Origin of the sequence: Nocardia sp. NPDC051030 (genome assembly GCF_040683015.1) — a bacterium.
Lineage (GTDB): Bacteria > Actinomycetota > Actinomycetes > Mycobacteriales > Mycobacteriaceae > Nocardia.
Genome location: NZ_JBFBCD010000015.1, coordinates 67161 through 84987 on the forward strand (window position 1 = coordinate 67161; position 17827 = coordinate 84987).

A 17827-nucleotide genomic window follows, 5' to 3' on the forward strand; every position below is an offset into this window, starting at 1 on the left:
CGATCGTTTACGAGCTACGTCACGAAGCACTCATGAGATACGCCATGAGATACGGCGTGAGATACTTCGTGATGGGTCTTACATGCTGCTTCACGCATTCCGCCATGCACTGTGGTGTAGAGTATCTCCTGCGCTAGCACATCGCATCTAACTCGCGCTAGATCACGCGATAACTGATGCAGAATCTCCCGCAGTATGGGATGCGATGCGTCGCGCAGTACGTCATGCGCTCACTCGCGCGTGACGCCGCAGCGCTCGTCGTGCAACACCGCACGGCGTGCCGCACACAAGACATCGACAAATTACGTACACGCTATGCCGCGCGTGCCGTCACACGCAGTGTGATGATCCCCCTCATGCGACAGCACACCCGATATCGTGTGGGGGTAACGCGTGCGTTGTGCGTTCGGGTATCACATGGATTGGAGGGCGACGTCCGATGGTGGTGGACCTCGCAACACCGGCGACAGAGGAAGAGATCCTCGTACTGCAGCGGCTGGGCCTCGAGCCCACGACGCAGCTGATCTATGTCCTGCGCAACCTGATCATCGCCGTGGCCGCCAGCAAAGGCGGAGTCGGCAAGACAGAAATCGCCAAGGAAATCGCCTGGCTGCTCGGGGGAGTCCTCATGGACCTCGACTGGGACGCCGGCGGGATCACCCGCAAGTGGGGCTATTTCACCGAAACCCGCGTCAACGCGCCGCTGCTGGATTCCTTCACCTCCGGCAAGACACCCCGCCCGCTGCTGGGCGGGCCCACCCGCGCCGACCTCGTTCCCTCACATCCCGACCTCGCACACAACCAGCCCGACGCCGATCAGGTCACCGTCATGCTGGAAAAGTGGCAGCAGGAATGGGCCCGGCCGCTGGTGACCGACAACCACCCTGGCGGATCCGACATCGCCTACGGATCAATGGCCGCCGCACATGTCGTCGTCGTCCCGCAGCCGGTCGCCAAGAACGAGCTCGAAGCCCTCGAAGGCATGCTCCGTGAGCTCCGCTCCTACCCACTGATGATCATCCCGAACCAGAACCTCGGCCCCGAGGTCATCCCGGACCGGCTCCTCAGTCGCCTCGAGGAACTCTCGGCGACCTACGGTGTGCCCCTGGGCCCCTCGATCGGCTACAACCGCTGGCTTCGCGAGCGGGAACGCCGGATGGCGGTCATGGCCAGCGATCCCATGCCTGCGCGATACCGCGACTACGCGGACGAGGTCCGCAATGCTGCACGCGCCATTGTTCTGTACGCCGCGCAACGGATGGAGGCGGCATAGCCATGACCGAACCGCATTCTCCTGCTGACCTACAGCCAGAACCCGGCGGTACACCCAACTTTCAGGTGGGGACCAGCGATCTGCGCAGCAAAGGCCGGCGTCAGCGCAAACCGCCGGCCCCCAAACACCCTGTGCCGGATCCGGCCACGCATGACGCGGCGCCTTCGACTGGTGCAACGATCCACCCCCTGCCGACTGCGACGCAGGCTCCGCCAAAAACTGAACCCGAGGCGATCCCGCAGCCTGCTACATCTCCGGACCTTCTTGATCAAGCACGTGCGGTAGCGGATGTCCTGCGTGCCAAGGCCGACGACCTCGCTGCCCCGACCGACGTCGAGGACGACGCTGCCCGCACCGCGAGCGACGATAAGTCCGGCCGTCAGGACGAGGAGGCGGTAGATCTCGCCCCCGCTCCTCCGGAACCCCCCGCCGCTCTGGAGGACCCGACACCGATGGAGTCGGCTCCCGCCACGACAGTGGACTCACCTGCAGCGACAAGTGAGAACCCTGCCCCGGTAACGGACTCCGGAACAGGCGTTGCCGAGGAAGCCGAAGTTCCCTGGGAGAAGCCGGTATTCAAGCTGGATCCCAAAGATCCAGCGTCGCGGCACATCAAGGGAACCACCTCGAAGGTCCCAGTGTCGATCATGCGCAGGTTCAACACCGCTCGACGATCAGCACCGTCGCACACCGCGATCCTGGTTGACGCCGTGAGGAAGCACGCCGACTCGCTGCCTCAGCTGATCCTGCGCCAGCGCCCCGAGATCAGCCGGCCCGACCTCGACGATCCTCTGCGCCACATCACTTTCGACAGTGAGTCGAAGGACGATCTGCGGATCCGACCCACCTTGCTGGAGTTGCAGTACTTCAAGGCATTGGTCGAGTCGATCAATGTTTGGCTGGAGGCCAATTGGCCCAGCTCACGACCGACCAACCAGAGCGAGATCTTCGCCGTGATGCTCGATGCCGACCTGCCCACACCCAAAAAGCGGAAGCCGCAGAAGTAGCTGCCACCCCTCTGATCAGGAGAACCGACATGTCCCTCTAGTCGTTCGTGCGCCACGCCGCAAGACGCTTGCTGGTGGGGTTGCTCGCGAACGCCGCAGTGTCCAGCTAGAGTGGGCGAAGCCATTCCGGCAGCGTCTTTCAAGATGCTCCCCCCTATGCTCCCCACTATGCTCCCCACCGATGTGGGGAGCATTTTTTATGCTCTGAACTGGCCTTTTATCGCGCTCCCCATGCTCCCCACCTACTTTTCCCAATAGGTATATAGGAAGGAGGGAGTATTCGTTTGCTTCGTTCGTTCGTGGGTTCTCGACCACGTCTGCGCTTTCGCAGCAGGATTTCCCCTGATTGTCCGATCACAGGCTCTGACCTGCGAATTCATCGCAATCTGTCACAGCGACCTCAAGTTGTTGATCTCTGTAGGAGTGAGGGATCGAAAATGTGCAGAGAGGGGTGACCGTGACTAACCGCGGCGTTGTTCAAGGAACAAACTGCGTCATTTCCTCGTCAGCAATTCCGCGTGGCGTGAGGTTTTGGTTTCCGTTACCGGCTAGGGTTGCCGCATGCCTAGGCCTAACCTCGGCGATCGTCACCCCGTGGCGGTCCGCCCACCACGCGATCAATGGGAGATCTATCGAGACCGAGCAGATGAGCTCGGTCTGGATCTCGGCAACTACATGGTGCTGGTCATGGCGTGCGCACACGGCAAACCTGTACCCGACTACATCGCCGACAAGCTCGCCGACGGCGCCTGGAGTGCCTACAAGGACCGTGCTGCGGAGCTGGGCGTCGCGCTCGGTGACTACATGGTGCTGGTCATGGCCTGCGTGCACGGCACGCCGATCCCCGAGGACATTGCCAAGCAGTTCCCCGCAGATCTCCTGCCGCACGACGCTATTGAAGCGAAGGTGGCGTGATGAATCCCCCGTAGAAACTTCGAAGACCCCCCAAGCTTGGCGGCCACCGGGGGGTCCTCGATTTCGGTTATTCCACCAGCCTGTCGATGAACGGCGAAACCCCTCGGTTGAAGAGGGCCAACGCACGTTCTCGTTACCAACAGAGAGCAGGTGCTTTTTGATGATAGCGCACCGTCGCGGTGACGCGCTGTGACCTCTCCAGCGCCCCGGGGGCGAATGTGGTCAATCGACAACATTCGCTCTCTTCTCGAACATCGAGGCGGCATGCATGCCCGCTCCGATGCGGACTTCTCTGCGCGCTGCCCGTGCCATAACGACAACGAGGCTTCGCTGTCGGTGACCTGGGTCGATAATGCCGATCGCGGCGGAATGACCCTGCTCAATTGTCATGGCTGCCACGCCGCCGCCGAGGACATCTGCGCGCAGCTCGGGCTGACGATGTCGGACCTGTTCGACGAGCCGCCACGACGTTTGCGGGTCGATCAGCGTGTCGGTCGCTCGCCGCGTCAGCGGTCGGCTGGACGTCGCCGCACGCAGGGCCGGTTACCGCAGCTGCTGACCTTGCGCGAGCGCGATCCGGAGATCGAGCATGCCTGGCAGGAAGTGCGCCGCTACCGCTACAGCACCGTCGAGGGCGGGCTGGTGCAGGAAGTGGTGCGCGAGGAGTGCAGCCGATGCGGCCTCGGCGCACATGCCAAAAAGAAGCGTTTCAAGCAGACGTTCGTGGGAGCCAACGGCACCTACGTCAGCCGGAAGCCACCCGGGTTCCGACCGGTGCTCTACAACATGCCCGAGCTGGTTGCCGCACTCGCCGCGGGTCAAACGGCCTGGCTATTCGAGGGTGAAAAGGATGCGGAGACCGCGGCCGAGCAGGTTGGTCTAGCGGCTACCACCAATGCCCAAGGAGGCCTGAACTTTCCGGCATCGTGTGCGTCGGTGTTCACCGACGCGACGGTCAATGTCGTGCTCGATCGCGATCATGCCGGGTGGGAGCGTGGGGTCCACCTGGCTGAGCTGCTGTCCGAGGTCGGTGCACGGGTGCAGCTGCTGCTCCCAGCCACCGAGGCGGTCAAGAGCGATTTCACCGATCACATCGAGGCGGATCTGTGGGATAGCGAGGACGCGTTCGGCGGATTGGTGCCGGTGACGGTGGAAGAGGTCGCCACCCACGCCGCGATCGGCGCTGTCCGCGCGAAGTTGTCGCTGGTGGAGGCCGCACGAGATCAGGCCATCGCCCGCAAGGAGCGCGCCGAGCAGGCCGAGGCCGCCGGTAGTGAGTCCCGCCGTGACAACGAGGCTCGGTATGCCCGCTCGTGGGCGATGGAGGCCGAGCGGCGCTACGAGAAGCTGTTCGACACCGTCGATGTCGTGCGCCGCACCGCCGTCGAGGCCAGCACCGAGTGGGCTTCAGCCGCGGTGGACGAGGCCGAGGTTCTGCGTGTGCAGGCCCAGACCGCGGCACGGTACGCCCACGAGGTCGCCGCTCTGCCGGTCCCGGAGCCGCTGCACGCACCGCGAACTGAACCTTCGGACGCCGCACCGAATTCCGAGGACGAGTCGACAGTGTCGACAATGCCCGCTGGGACTCATCGGGCGAGCGGTGACGAGGTCCAGGGTGGGCGTTCCTCGGCGGTCTCACCGACCTACCGGATTCTCGACGATCAGTTGGTGGAGATCGTCACCACCCGCGACGGGGGCGAGTTCCCAAAGCTGGTGCTGGGGGCTGATGCTCGCATAGTCGAGATGGAGTACCTCGAGCGCGAGGACCACTCCCTCGACACCGATCGCCCCGAGCTGAAGGGGCGTGACCCGGCGCTGATGCAGGATGCGAATCCGCCGGGACCTGAACAGCTCTCGGCGGTGATCATCGGCTACACCCATCCGGTGACCGGGGAGTCCATGCGGATGCGGATCTCGGCCGAGGAGTACAAGGACTGCTCGTGGGTGGAGTCGTTGCCCGGACCGCCGGAATACGATTCGCGGCCTTCGGGTTTGGCGAAACTGCGCGATGCGCTCAAGGCTGCGGCCGCCGGTGATATCAAACGCACCGTGCGTCATCGGGCGACCGGCTGGCGGCGCAACGACTCCGGTGCCTGGTTCTACGTGCATGCCGGGGGCGCGATCTACAGCGATACGGTGCGTCCAGCGTCGGTGCTGATGACCAGCCCGTTGAACCGCTATGACCTGCCGTTGCCGTCGCAGGATCCCGCCCGCATTCGGGAGGTGTTCCTGCAGGATTCCGCGGCGATGCTGACCCGGCTCCCGGCGCGGGTCACCGCGCCGCTGCTGGGCCAGATCTTCCGCAGCGCCCTCGGGCCCTGCAAATTTGTTCTGTTGCTGGTCGGATCGCCCGGCTCGTTCAAGACCGGCGTCGCAGCACTGGGGATGCATCACTGGGGTGAACTGTGGGACCGCAGCCATCCCGGCGCGAGCATGTCCGGACAGGGCGATACGACCAATGCGTTGCGGTTGAAGATGTATTCGGTCAAGGATGCCTGCTTCTTCGCTGATGATGTCGCCCCCACCAACGGCTGGTCCACGGCTCAGCAGACGTTGGAGAACTTCGCGCGCATGGTCTACAACGGTGAGGCCCGCTCGCGTGTCACCCGTGACGGCCAGTCCGTTCTGGAAGGCACCCCGCCACGCGCGTCCGCGATCATCACCTCCGAGGTCACGCCCCGTCCTGGTTCTGGCCAGCAGCGAATCTTCCCGGTGCCGCTCTCGGCCGCCGAGATCGAGCTCGAGGTGCTCATCGAGATGTCGCGCACCGACTCCCGGCACGGCCGGGCATTGCTGATGTCCTCCTTCCTGCAGTGGCTGGCCGGACGCCTGCCCGAGATGCAGGCCCTGGCCCGCGAGGAAGCCGAGCTCCTGTCCGGGCAGCTGCGCCAGAACAGTGGTGACGTCCGCGGCTCCGACGCGGTCGGCGTGCTGTGGTCGGGCTGGGTGGTGATGGCCCGGTTCCTAAGCGACGTCGGCGCGTTGACCGAGGATGAGGCCCGGCGATTGCTGGATCTGGTCAGCGTGAGTCTGATGGACGCGGTTACGGCCTCGACAGATCCGGATAATCCTGCTCGCGCGGGCGCACGCATCCGCGAGCTGCTCCAGCACGCGCTGCGCACAGGGATCGCCCATGTGGAAGACATCCGCACTGGTGACGCCCCACCGTGGCCCTTGGCTGCGCGGCTGGGCTGGAAGCGCAGTGTGGCCGGTTATGAGGGCGGCATGCCCCGCTACCGCGAAGAACCTCGCGGGGTCAAGCTCGGGTTCGTGATGGTCGATCCCGGCCCGCGCGACGGCCAGGAACCGGAGCTGGTGGTGACCAAGGCGGCCCTCGAGCAAGTACTCAAGGAGACCGCCTCGAAGATGGCCGATGCCCCGCAGGTCGACTTGCCGACTGCGGCGCGGGCCCTGCACCACGAGGGTGTCCTCGTGGTGGAAAGTCGTGGCGAACACCGACCGCCACGCTTGACTGTGCAGCGCACCCTGCATTGCGAAGGCGGCCGCCGCGGCCGGATGACGGTGTTGAAGTTGTGGAAGGTGATCGGCGACGATGACCCCGACGACACCTTTGACTCGGACACGGGTCCACACGACGGGCCTGCTCCGACGATCCAGGAATGGCTGGGCATCCCCACCGACACCAGCGCAGGCACCGACACCGAGGCTTCCGATCGCGACGTCGACGGTGAGCAGGAATGTCGGACCTCGCGGTTAGCATCCGAGCCATCTCCGCAACCAGGCATGGAAGACGGCGAAACCGCTTCCGCGCAGCCCGAATCCGTGGCCGAGCCGCACGACCAGGCCCAGGATCTCGAACAGGACATCGACACCGAGATGCGCGCACACCGGCCCTGCGAAGGGCAGTACGAACTCACCCTCGACGGCAGTCCCGCCGCCGAGCAAACCTCCGCGCCGTCGGCCGCCGAACCGCAGACGCCGGAGCCGGCGGTAGCCGAGCTCGTCGAGGAACCTTCAGAACGACCCGTACCCGCCCCGGCATCCGAGGCGACCGAACCTGAGCTGGAACCTGTCGCTGTGACGGTGCAGGAGCCTCCGGTCAAGGTAAGTGCGAGCACCTACGCCGCAGCCGTGGCGGTGCTCGACGTCGATGGGGTGTGGATGCCCGATGGGACGCGGAAGCCGCTGCCGCACACGCTGTCTCATGTCGGGCATGTGGCCGAGCTGGCAAAAACGCTGCGGTTGGGTGTGCAGTCCACCGACTACTGGTACGAGCCCGGACAAGTCTGGGTCACCGCCGCCATGCTCGACCGGTTGGGCGTGGATCTCTCCACCGTGACCTCCGAGGAATCCAAACAGCGCAGGACCTCGCTCGAGGCAGCAACCCACGAGAGCCGCTTTGTCACCGACGCGCTCGCCGATGGCTGGCACATCGGCTCCACGGGTGACCGTTTGGGGTCGTGGACGCGTGTATGGCGCGGTGGCGAGGAAGCGAAAAAGGCGGCGCCCTGGGTGGTGCTGATAGCCGGAATCGTCGAGGACTCTTTCGACATCCCGGTCTTCGATGAAAGCCCCACCCCCAAGCAGTTGGCGCGGCGGCTGCAATTGTTCGCCGACGCGCTCAAATGGCCGTTCCGGATCAACGCCCAGACCACCGGGTTCGATCTGCTGTTCCACACCAAATGGAAGCAGCGCAAAGAAGGACTGTTTGCTGGATCCAATCCCGTTCGGCCAGCGCGGGTTTCGATGCTCGAACCCGAAATTGCCTGGTCTCGCACGCTCACTGACGCCGAGGCCAAGCGCCTGTTCGTACACTGCTACGACCGAGGTGGATCCCACCTTGCCGCATATTCGGGGCTGATCCTGCCGATTGGTTCACCCGATCACTTCCCTGACGGGTGCGAGTTCAATGCGAGCCTGCCCGGCTATTGGCGGGTCGAGGTCACCGCGGCCGGTGATCTGCGGTATCCGCATCCGCTGCTGCGGCGTTGTGAGAGCGCGCCCAAGCAGATCTGGACCACCACGCCCAGCCTCGAATTCGCACGCGACCTGGGACACGAGCCCGAAATTGTCGAGGCGTACCTGTGGAAGCAGAAGGGCAAGGTGCTCGTGCCGTACTACGACCGGCTCCGGCTGGCCCGCACAGCGCTAGATATCGACGATGTCGATGCTCAGTTGGCCCGCGATCTCGCGAAGACGGTCTACACACGCACCGGCGGCATGATGGGCTCGGGCACCTTCATGGTGGACAAGAAGAACTCCGCCGACGAGGAAGTCCGTTTCAAGGAGGGCTACAAGCCCGAGTGGCGGCATCACTGGATCGCGAAGGCGTGCGCCAACACCCTTCGCGCCGTGGTGGCGACCGGGAACAAGACCGGCGAGTATCCGGTCGCCATGGTCGACGACACGATCGTGTACGTCAGCGACAACCCTGATCCGGTGGCGGCGTGGCCGGGTGATCCGGAGAAGTACGGGCGTGGGCTGGGCCAGTTCAAATGGGAAGGCAGCGCGCGGCTCGCTGATTACAAGCATGAGGAATCCGGGCGCAGCTACTTCAGTGGTCGCCCGTACACGGGCAAGGCCAAAGAAGAGCTGACCAAGCAATGGGATCCGGTCAACGGGGTGCGGCTGTGACCGGCTCATCGACTGACGTCAAGGACGGGGGTGGGCGGTGAGCAAGCGACGGCACCGGGGATATACGACCGAGCTCGAGGAGAAGGATCCTGGGCGGCGCGGCGCACTGTTCCGGGGTCTGACCGGCCGCAAGTCAGCTGATGTCAGCGGCACCGCGGGCGAAACCCCGAATTTGAAGGCGATGCTGCTGGCCGCCTACGGGCCAGGCAAGCGTGGCGGCGAGATCGACACCCGTGCGGCGGCGAAGGGGTTGGGCGTGTCCCAGCGCACCGTCGAGCGGTACGTGAAGGGCGAGATCCGCAATCCCAAGCCCGGCACGCTGACCAAGCTGGAAACGGCGTCGCGGCGGGCAGCCACGACCAAGGCCGGCCGGGCCCGGGCGATCGAGGCGATGCGCAACAGCCCCGAGGGCAAGAAGCTGCTCAAATACGGCGGAAGTATCACCGTCACCGGCCGCCAGGGTGCCGAAGGTGGTGACGGCTGGTACATCCGCCATTGCGCGCGCACGATGCCCACCGACCTGAGCACCATCCCGCCGGATCAGATCGACGGGTTGTGGAGCGCCTACGTTGACGGCGGGGACAAGGGTGCCTCGGACTATCTGCACGGCCTGGCCGATGAGCACTACCTCAACAGCTGGACGTACGAGACGATCTCCGACATCAGCATCGACCCGCCCGACTAGGACCCATCCGAGCAATAACCCGGTGAGGGGACGTGACCTGCACAGAGGTCACGTCCCCTCACCGGGTTTGGGGTTTCAGGCCGCAGTCCGGCGTTCGGAGAGCTCGGGGTTCCGCCACTCAGCAAGGCAGCATCGTTCATTCCGCCGAAAAGCCGCGCGAGGAGTACCACGACCCACTGGCCTCCCAATCCTCCGGCGGCGGATAACCATCAGCCAGCACACCCTCATACACCTGCGCCGCCTCGAGGCTGTCGGACGTACCCTTCGCCCGCATCCTGCGCGCATCCCTATGCAGAGACCACCGATCGCGCCAGTCCGTCGTGCTCCGTTGCCCAGCCTCGTTGTAGCGCAGCCCATCTCGGGAATCCTTCAACCGGCTCTCGGCATTGTCCGGCGTCACACGCGCCCGCCGCCACCGCGGCGTCTCAGCGACCAGATCCCACATCGCCCGTACCGCGCTATCCCCCTCACCACGCAACGGCTCGGCCAGGCGGCCCAACCGGACAGCCATCTCCAGAAGCTGTTCATCGCGACGGCGGGCACACCACTCCCTCACCGAGAACATGCGCTGTTCCTCCTAGTCGGCAACCAGAGACGTCAGTACCCCGAATACTGCCCGAGATCCGCTCCCTGAAGCAGCGATACAGCCTCGCGTGCGTCCTGACAATCATTGAAAGCTCAGCCACACCCCCAGCGGCAGGAGCACCAGCGCGATCACGGAACACCCGCCCGCGATCGAATCATGGTCGCCGTTACCAGCACGAATGAGAGAGCCGATCATCGCGAGCATGCCCCCGACAACGACAAGTATCAACGATTGATCAACCAACGACAGATCAACGGTCATAGGGCACCCCTATTCCAGTACAGGACGGCACAGGAACGGGCAAGCAGGCGGTCGGACAGACAAGTTGCCACTGACCACCTCCGTTCCTGTGCGTCGCAACATGTTGGGGGACAAGATGTTTCATGACAATCCAGAGGGCGGGATTGTTAGCCGCCATCCGTCTCTTCGGTCCACTCATGCCCTTGGGGACAGCGCAGCTTGTAGACGTGGGTTTCGGAGGAAGTGCCGGGGTGGCGCCAGAAGTGCCGACCCGCACTCGGTGCGGCCTGGCACGTCGTGCACGGATAGTCGGGCATCGACGTGAGAGGGCGCGGCTTGTTCAGTGGCCGCGGATTACTCATCGCGTGGCCGCCGTTTCGGCGGGAGCCGTGCGCTCGGTCAGGTCGATGGCGCCGAGCTTGTCGAGCATCTCGACCACGTCGGAGAAGCTAGGGGTGCGGCGGGTAGCCAGCTCGGCGAAGAACGGGGCAAAGGAGTGGAAGGCCGGGAAGCCGTCGGTGAAGATGGAGACATCCAGCGCCGAGCCTGTCCCGTCCGCCTGCGGCGGGGCCACCTCGATGACGTCGAATTCCCACGCGGTCTCGAGTCCGTCCTCGGTTTCCATGCGCACGTTCACCATCGGCTTGCTCGAGCGTGCCGGTGGGTTCCACCATTCGTGCCACAGTGTGTAGGACAGTTGAACGTCTTTGTCGGACATGATGTTTACTCCTGTTCGGTGAATCAATTGGGGCTATTCAGAAGCTTGAGCAGTGGCGGCGGTGTCGCTGCTCCCAGGTTTCGATGTGGGTGCCGTTCAGGCGTGCGCAGCCGTCGCACAGCGGTTCGCGGATCGAGCGGGCGCGGGCGGCAGGGTCGGCTTCCTGGTGGACGTATCCGCCGTCGTCGGTGCGGCGAACCTCCGGCGGGAGCCCGGTGTGCGGGTCGATGGGGATGGAGGTGACGCAGTTCGGGCAGGCCAGCACCGTCCGGCCGCAGTTCCAGCACATCGCAATGAGCAGCACATGTTCTTCCATGTCCGGTGCTCCTTCCAACACGTTCGGCGGGGGCGTCCCGCGTCGGGTAGGTGTCGAAAACGGGGATGAGCCCGGCCGCCGTATGCGGCCGGGCTCGGTTGCCTCAGTACGGGCCGTCGACGTGGTCGATCGAGCCGTAGCGGGCGGCGGCGTAGTTGCAGGCGGCCACGATGTTGGCGACCGGATCCCACACGTCGAACGGGGTGCCGGGCACGTGGTAGGCGTTGAAGGTCGGGTCGATGACCTGCAGCAAGCCCTTGGACGGGATGCCCAGCGCCGCGTTGGAGTCCCAAAGGTTGATCGCCTCCGGGTTGCCGCCGGACTCACGAAGCACGTTGCGATGAATGCCGTCGTAGCTGCCGGGGATCCCGTTGGCGGCCATGATGTCCAGCGATTCCAGAATCCAGCCGTCGAGGCCTGCCGGGTACACCGGCGGCGGGGGCACCGAATCGTGGGCGAGCTTGAGTTCCAGTGCGGGCTCTGCGGGATTTGCGACCAGCTCCGCGGCCGGCGGAGCCTCCGTGGTCGTGGGGACAGCCGGAGGCGGGGGGACCATCAGGCCGGGCTGATACTGCAGCTCGGTGGTAGTCGGCATCGGCGCACCTCCTGCGGCCTCCAGTGCGGCGGTGGGGTCATCGTTGCGGCCTGCGGCGGTAGCGATAGCTGCGACGGCGACGACGGCCAGGGCGAGGGATCCAGCGGTACGGGCGGCGCTCGGAGTGCGCAGATGCAGATGCGGAACAGGCAGCGGGGAAGGTTTGGGAGACATGACGAACTCCTGAGGAATGAAAGAGGGGCGGCCGGGGAGGCCGGAAAAGGCAGCACTGATCGAGAGCGGTCACCGAAGTGCCGATGGCCACCGTGTGCGCGGTTTTCTGTTGAATACGAGTTGTGTTGTGCCAGTGGGGGAGTGGATTTCACCCCGGGCACATGAAAGATGCGGCGCGAGATTCAGCGGCCGGGAGATCTAGCCGGGGCTGTGCTCCGGACAGGGGAGGCAGCGGTGGCGGTCGCCGCGAGGGACCGCCCGTAACGACACGTCCGCGAGGGGTCGGAATGTGCGCGTCACGATCACCAGAGGTGACACCGCTGCCGGGGAAGGGGAGCGGAAAGGATCAGGCCGCGCGGATGGCGGCGATGGCGACGATCACCTTCACGGTCCCCTGGTCGGTGGGAACCTTGGTCCCCTGGCCGGTGGGGAATTCCGACAGGCGCTGGGCCCGGATGGCGCGGTACGCGGCGGGGTAGGTCTGGCGCGGGAACGAGTACGGGTGGCTCGCGTTGAACGCGCTGGCGTTCTCCAGTGCCCGGCGGATCGCCCGGCGCTCGGCCTGTGCGAGATCGTTGGCCCGCACCAGGACGGTGAAGTGGGGCTTGGCGAAATCGCCCCCGATGTAGGACTGGATATCGACTGCGTAGGTGCTCTCCGACATTTGGGGCCTCCTCGGTTCGAAGCGAATAAGGGTTCGCGGTGAAGCGTGTCACCTACTTTACCCCTAACTAGGGACAAAGTGAAGCCTCTTTTTCAATCTGCGCTCCTACCGGCAGCTCCCTGACCACCCCAAACCTGAATCAGACCCGCGCACGCGTCCGGTCGACAACGGTCGGCTCGATGTCGGTGCCACCAGCCATACTCGCTTGCATCCGATCGAGTGCTGCGCACAAGGGGGACACGATGATTCGACGTCGACCAGATGGCGTGTTCGAAGCAACCGTCAATGATCACCGCTATATCCGAGGCTGGTCGTCTACCACTGCCGAGATGCGAGAGATATTGCGGCGCTTCGGAATCGACGATGCATTGCACGCCGATCCGGCGCAGTTCTCCGACGCCGTCGCCGAGCCGGAGTTCCAGGCCGTCATCGACGGTGCCCTGGACCACGACGGCCAAGATCTGCGCCAGCGCATGCGCGAGGCCGCCGGCCACCCGGCCCGCGCGCTGCTGCAGCAGGCCTTGCGCGACCTCGGTCCGCAGATCCCCGATTCCGACGACGAGATCTGGCGGTGGCTCCAGCAACGCGCGGACGAGCTGGAGGCGGTAGCACCGCAGGTACAGCACCTTGCCGCGTTCAGCAGCGGACGGCTGGTGCCCCATGAGCATCCGGCTGAGTACGACGCCTTCGGGGAGTGCGCCGAATGGGTGGATCCACGCCTGATCGTCAATACTCCCGACCCGCACTGGGGCGAATTCGACCGGCGCCCAGAGAATCTCGTCATCATCACCCGCGCGATCCGCGACGCACACACTCCCGAGGCCATCGACACCTGGATCGACAAGTTCACCAACATGAACAACTACGTCGGGCACATCCAACTCACCCAGGTGGAAGGACCGGCAGGACCGCTGTTCAGGCTGCGCACCAACGGCAGCCACCGCGTGCATCTGGCCCGCATCCTCGCCCTGCCGTGCCTGCTGGCCAGGGTCAAGACCAACCGCTTGCCGTGCCCACTGTTCGTGCTCGGCCTCAGCATCCCCGACCTCGACATCCCCGACCACCCCCTCGTCCACCTCAACGGACTGTGGGAGGGACTACGCCAGCGGGGACTCCTCGAGGTCGATGAAAATTGGAGCCCGACGCGAATGTGCGCGGAATGGATGCTCATGCCGGCAACGCACGCCACCGCGGTCAACCGCGCCTACGCCCACGCCTACCCAGGGATTCTCGAGCAAGCCACCGGCCTCACCGCAGCCGAGCTGCACGACGCCGAGCAATGGACCCGCGCGTTGATTCCGCCGGCGCCGCGGAGATGGTGGCACGTCTTTCGCCGACCCCGCGGGGTACGAACAACCGATGTGCGGCCCCCAGGGGCGACAACAAGCGCCAATACCCTGCTCTGACCAGCGGGGATGACACGTCCCCCACTCGCAAAGAACCCTGGCCGCCGGCGCCTTCCGTGCCAGGATCGGAGCCTGAAAACAGGTGGTGACCTGCTGGAATAGCACGTCCCCGCCCAGGTCCGCGGGTGGGCATGAACCCGCAGCGGGCCCGAACAGGAGTGGTTGCCGGCCTTGTTTAGCTGGCCCGCCGGCGCTGAATGTCGACGGCGGCAGTGCGAACGGCTTCACGGTCGAGGGCGTCGAGGTCGGCCATTCGCGCGATCGAGTCGGCGATGGCGTCCGGTGCCATGCCCTGGTCCAGCAGCTTCTCGATCTCTCTGATCTGAGCGATATTCAATTTCACTGATTTCTCCTTCCAAGCACCCGCAGAAACCCACGGGACGTGTCGTTTGCCCAGGTCATTCCGGGTCCAGCGCGACTGCGAGCGAGGCGATATTGAATGCGGGGGCGTCATGGGCCCAGGTTTGAGTGCGGCTGTCACGCGTGACGTTCTCCCCCGGGTACAGCCGCCACGGGCCCACCAGCGTCATGACGTCATTGATGAGTGCGATCGCGTGGTAGCGGCTCGGCACGGTCGTGAAGTCGACAAGGCCACCGCGACGCTGCAGTCTGTCGACCTGCTTGGGGGTGCCGCGGGTCATGGAGATCTGGCGCAACCGGATCCCGCCGGCGTCCGCTGGCAGTTCGATCACCGCCACCAAATGCGGTTCAAGCCAGTCCTGCTGCCGCACGCGATCACGGCCGCGGGGCAACCGCAGACCCTCAACCACTCGTCGGGCATTGTCGGCGACCATCTGCTCGTTCTCGAGGACCAGTGCCGGCGGCACCTGCAGCTCGCGCAGCCGGCGCTCGGGGATCCGCGGCCGGCCTCGACCCGAGTCGCCGGCCAACCAACGGCGCACCGTGCCCGCGGTGACACCAAATCCCGCCGCGACTGCGGCAATGTCGGGTTGGTCCGCACTTGCGCCGGCGCCGTAGCAGGCGCTCAGAGCGGCGAGGAGCCGGCGCCGCGTCCACCGCGGGCCCGCCGCCGACCTCGTCCGTGCGCTCTGGTCAGACATCCGTGCAACTCCGTTCTGCCAGTTGGCTCTATTTCACTGCTGGGACAAGGGGCCGTAAACCGACGAGCAGTCAAAGGACGCGACCGCGGCGTCACTCCGGCTTGGGTCGTACTCGAAGAACTCAATCACGATCGTGCACTTGACAATTCGATTCGACACCACCGGGTCGATTCGACGCTTGCAGCTGAATGTCAATGCGGTAGCGCTCAGCCGAGTGACATTGGTGCGGGCCCACCGCAGGCTAGCCAATCGACGCTTCAGAGCGTCGCGCGGTGTATAGCCGGGCCAGTAGCTCACCTGGACCACGGTGTCTTCGGGCCGCGGGCACAGCGGGGGATTGGGCTCCCGATACTCGGTGCTCCGCAACCAACATTCGGCAATCGGCGCGTTCACGCTGCACCCGCTCCCGTAGAACGCGGCGTCGCGAACTCACATTCGACCTCGACATCGTAGTGCCGACCATGACACTCGATGTTCTGCAGAACCCGTCCCTGCACTGCGAGTTTCGTGCGTGCAAGCCGCTCGAAATCGTCGATCGACGACGAGCGCAAGGCCTCGTAGTGCTCCAGGCCGGTGCCGACGATATCTGCCTTGTCGGGGAACGCCGCACACCACATCCGCATGTACAAACCCACTGCCGTGGTGTTCTGCGGCACGATCAGGCTCACCGCCCGGCACGCGAGCACCACCTCGACGGCCGTTCCCGGCTGTGTCGGCACGTCCGCGGCCACCCGCTCGAGCAGCTCGGCGCAGTGGGAGCGGAACACGAACTCCATCGACATCCGCTCAGAAGTCGGCCCTAACAGCCCGAAGCTGTGGAACAGCGCATTTGCGGCGCCTGGATGACGCTGCTGCGCCTGGTCGATCTCGTCCATCGCCCATCCGATCTGCGCCAGCTGGGCCACGGTGGCGGCATGAGTGGCCTGCACGAGCTGCTCCAATGCCGTCACGAAATCGGCGGGCTTGCGCGCGGATCCGGCACGCTTTCGCTTGTTCACGGCGTACCTCCCGCGGCCGCCCACAGCACGTGCGCGGTGACGGGAGCAGGAACGCTGCTCCGACGTGCCTTGCGATGAACCAGGACCAAGTCGAGCAAGCGCCGGCCCTTGGTATCCAGCTGCTCATAGAGCTCGATCGGGCAGCCTCGATGGTCGAGCTCGTAGCGCTGGCCACGCAGATCGAGTGTCACCGTGCGGTCGAACAGAATTCCCCCGCTGATGCACGGGCGAACGTAGAGCGGCACCCGGCACCTCACCACCGCCATGTCCGGTCGGCACGGGATCATCAGCACGTACTGGTTACGCCAGGCGCGGTAGGCGCAGTCCGGCGCAACACGGACCTGGACCGGACGGGTTCCTTTCTCGCCCAGGATCGTCCGTGGAGGCCGATGCAATGGCCACCAGCCATCGCCGTAGAGAATCCCGAAATCGTCGAGAACGTACTTCCACTCACCGACCGGCGTCGTGATGGCATACGGATCGTAGTAGCTGCCCTCCGGGTCGTGGAGGGAGCCATTTGGATTGATGAGCTTATGGCACACCATGATTCGCTCCTTCCAGCTAGTCGAAATCGGTGCTGTCGAAGACCTCGCGCAAGACTGTGGCGAGGCTGCATCGGGCGCGGCCGGTGACGAGCGGCAGCCCGCTGTCGGTGGCGCAGAAGACCGGAACCTCAAGCTCACGCAGCGCGGCCGCGCGCCAGTCGATGTCCCCGCGAACTGTCCGGGGGACCTGGAGCTCGAAGGCCTCCTCAATGCGAGCGACTACCTGCTCACGCTCGCGAGCGCCTCCGAGACCGCGCGTGAGGATTACGACTCCTTCAAACATCCCGGTCGACTGGTCCTGCAGTTCGGACAGCGCCCTGCCCACGGAGGCGGCAGTCGGACCGTCGATCCAGCTCACGGACAGCTCAGCTGCGTCGGAGTCGAGCCGGATCGCGAAATCCGTGTTCGCCCACCGATCCGTCAGCGCCTTATGGATGGCCCGCTCGTAACCTCCGTGACTACTGGTCATCAGCTGACCCCGTCACAGCGGATGGTCGATGAAGTCGACCAGATGAGTAAGCACGGCGGCCTGCTGGAAATCGGTCAGATCGGTGCTGTTACCCGCACCGTCGATCCCGCACACCAGCACAGGCCCGTAGAACTGCTCGCGCACGAGGCCGTACTGCCAACCAAGTCGCGACGCCAGGACGTTCGGCCGCTGCGTCAGGGGACCGTCCTCGTCCAGCCACAGACCGATACGGTCCGTCAGGGCTACATAGGTCACCGCAGTGCAACCGATGTGCTCGTACATCGGCAGCAAGTGCTCGTTGACGTCCTGCTTGAGATTGATCTCGATCAGAGCGCCGTCCGGATTAAGGACCAACGTTGCTCCCATGACGACCTCCTCTGAGTTAGGGGGGTACGGGAAAGGATTTGAGTGCCTTACGCGGGAAGCTCCATTGATTCCCACTAGCCACACCGTTGTGGCACAAGCACATTCAGAACACGAGGAGATTCACCAGTCCCCGTACAGAATTCTGAATGCTTCAGCGCTTCGTCACGCCGGTAGGCGAATCGACGATCCGCTCCGGTGGTGTCCGAATCTTCGT

At 64.9% G+C, this 17827-nt stretch carries 18 protein-coding genes; 6 read left to right on the top strand and 12 right to left on the bottom strand.

The annotated features are described in order from the left end of the window. Window positions 1-439: 439 nt before the first annotated feature. The 5 genes from AB0N05_RS37810 (at window position 440) to AB0N05_RS37830 (ending at window position 9475) form a co-directional block, all read left to right on the top strand. Window positions 440-1273 (top strand): ParA family protein, encoded by an 834-nt coding sequence (locus AB0N05_RS37810; RefSeq protein ID WP_364703738.1) that lies wholly within the window; start codon window positions 440-442, stop codon window positions 1271-1273. 2 nt (window positions 1274-1275) lie between these two features. Then, window positions 1276-2280 carry a hypothetical protein gene (locus AB0N05_RS37815; protein WP_364703741.1) on the top strand — a complete coding sequence of 335 codons (1005 nt, stop codon included), beginning with the start codon at window positions 1276-1278 and terminating at the stop codon, window positions 2278-2280. 561 nt (window positions 2281-2841) lie between these two features. After that, the gene (locus AB0N05_RS37820; protein ID WP_364703744.1) at window positions 2842-3195 is read left to right on the top strand and encodes a hypothetical protein; all 354 of its coding nucleotides are present in this window, start codon (window positions 2842-2844) and stop codon (window positions 3193-3195) included. Between the two features lie 336 nt (window positions 3196-3531). Continuing rightward, the gene (locus tag AB0N05_RS37825; protein ID WP_364703747.1) at window positions 3532-8790 is read left to right on the top strand and encodes a telomere-binding protein; all 5259 of its coding nucleotides are present in this window, start codon (window positions 3532-3534) and stop codon (window positions 8788-8790) included. A gap of 37 nt (window positions 8791-8827) precedes the next feature. After that, complete coding sequence (locus AB0N05_RS37830) at window positions 8828-9475, top strand: terminal protein (protein WP_364703750.1); 648 nt, start codon at window positions 8828-8830, stop codon at window positions 9473-9475. Window positions 9476-9611: 136 nt separating this feature from the next. Here AB0N05_RS37830 and AB0N05_RS37835 read toward each other — a convergent pair whose 3' ends face one another. The 6 genes from AB0N05_RS37835 to AB0N05_RS37860 form a co-directional block, all read right to left on the bottom strand. Beyond that, window positions 9612-9986, bottom strand: coding sequence for a hypothetical protein (locus AB0N05_RS37835; protein ID WP_364703752.1), 375 nt, complete (start codon window positions 9984-9986; stop codon window positions 9612-9614). Between the two features lie 156 nt (window positions 9987-10142). Then, on the bottom strand, window positions 10143-10322 hold the full coding sequence (locus tag AB0N05_RS37840) for a hypothetical protein (protein WP_364703755.1): 180 nt from the start codon (window positions 10320-10322) through the stop codon (window positions 10143-10145). 337 nt (window positions 10323-10659) lie between these two features. Continuing rightward, window positions 10660-11019: a hypothetical protein gene (locus AB0N05_RS37845; protein WP_364703758.1), complete on the bottom strand. Its 360-nt coding sequence runs from the start codon at window positions 11017-11019 to the stop codon at window positions 10660-10662. Window positions 11020-11056: 37 nt separating this feature from the next. Further along, complete coding sequence (locus tag AB0N05_RS37850) at window positions 11057-11335, bottom strand: hypothetical protein (protein WP_364703761.1); 279 nt, start codon at window positions 11333-11335, stop codon at window positions 11057-11059. 103 nt (window positions 11336-11438) lie between these two features. Further along, window positions 11439-12104: a transglycosylase SLT domain-containing protein gene (locus AB0N05_RS37855; protein WP_364703764.1), complete on the bottom strand. Its 666-nt coding sequence runs from the start codon at window positions 12102-12104 to the stop codon at window positions 11439-11441. 346 nt (window positions 12105-12450) lie between these two features. Then, a complete protein-coding gene (locus tag AB0N05_RS37860) occupies window positions 12451-12768 on the bottom strand; it encodes a hypothetical protein (RefSeq protein WP_364703767.1) in 318 nt (105 codons plus the stop codon). A 179-nt stretch (window positions 12769-12947) separates the two neighbouring features. On the opposite strand from AB0N05_RS37860, the gene AB0N05_RS37865 reads away from it, so the two are divergent. Further along, the gene (locus AB0N05_RS37865; RefSeq protein WP_364703770.1) at window positions 12948-14174 is read left to right on the top strand and encodes a hypothetical protein; all 1227 of its coding nucleotides are present in this window, start codon (window positions 12948-12950) and stop codon (window positions 14172-14174) included. 175 nt (window positions 14175-14349) lie between these two features. Here the strand turns inward: AB0N05_RS37865 and AB0N05_RS37870 are convergent, their stop codons facing one another. From AB0N05_RS37870 to AB0N05_RS37895, 6 genes are all read right to left on the bottom strand, one after another. After that, the gene (locus AB0N05_RS37870) at window positions 14350-14517 is read right to left on the bottom strand and encodes a hypothetical protein (RefSeq protein WP_364703773.1); all 168 of its coding nucleotides are present in this window, start codon (window positions 14515-14517) and stop codon (window positions 14350-14352) included. A gap of 55 nt (window positions 14518-14572) precedes the next feature. Further along, a complete protein-coding gene (locus AB0N05_RS37875) occupies window positions 14573-15235 on the bottom strand; it encodes a hypothetical protein (protein ID WP_364703776.1) in 663 nt (220 codons plus the stop codon). A gap of 389 nt (window positions 15236-15624) precedes the next feature. Then, complete coding sequence (locus tag AB0N05_RS37880) at window positions 15625-16233, bottom strand: hypothetical protein (RefSeq protein ID WP_364703779.1); 609 nt, start codon at window positions 16231-16233, stop codon at window positions 15625-15627. Next, on the bottom strand, window positions 16230-16778 hold the full coding sequence (locus AB0N05_RS37885; RefSeq protein WP_364703781.1) for a hypothetical protein: 549 nt from the start codon (window positions 16776-16778) through the stop codon (window positions 16230-16232). Before AB0N05_RS37885 ends, AB0N05_RS37880 begins: the two co-directional genes overlap by 4 nt. 16 nt (window positions 16779-16794) lie before the next feature. Beyond that, complete coding sequence (locus tag AB0N05_RS37890) at window positions 16795-17247, bottom strand: hypothetical protein (RefSeq protein WP_364703784.1); 453 nt, start codon at window positions 17245-17247, stop codon at window positions 16795-16797. 12 nt (window positions 17248-17259) lie between these two features. Beyond that, a complete protein-coding gene (locus AB0N05_RS37895) occupies window positions 17260-17613 on the bottom strand; it encodes a DUF3846 domain-containing protein (RefSeq protein WP_364703787.1) in 354 nt (117 codons plus the stop codon). Window positions 17614-17827 lie beyond the last annotated feature (214 nt).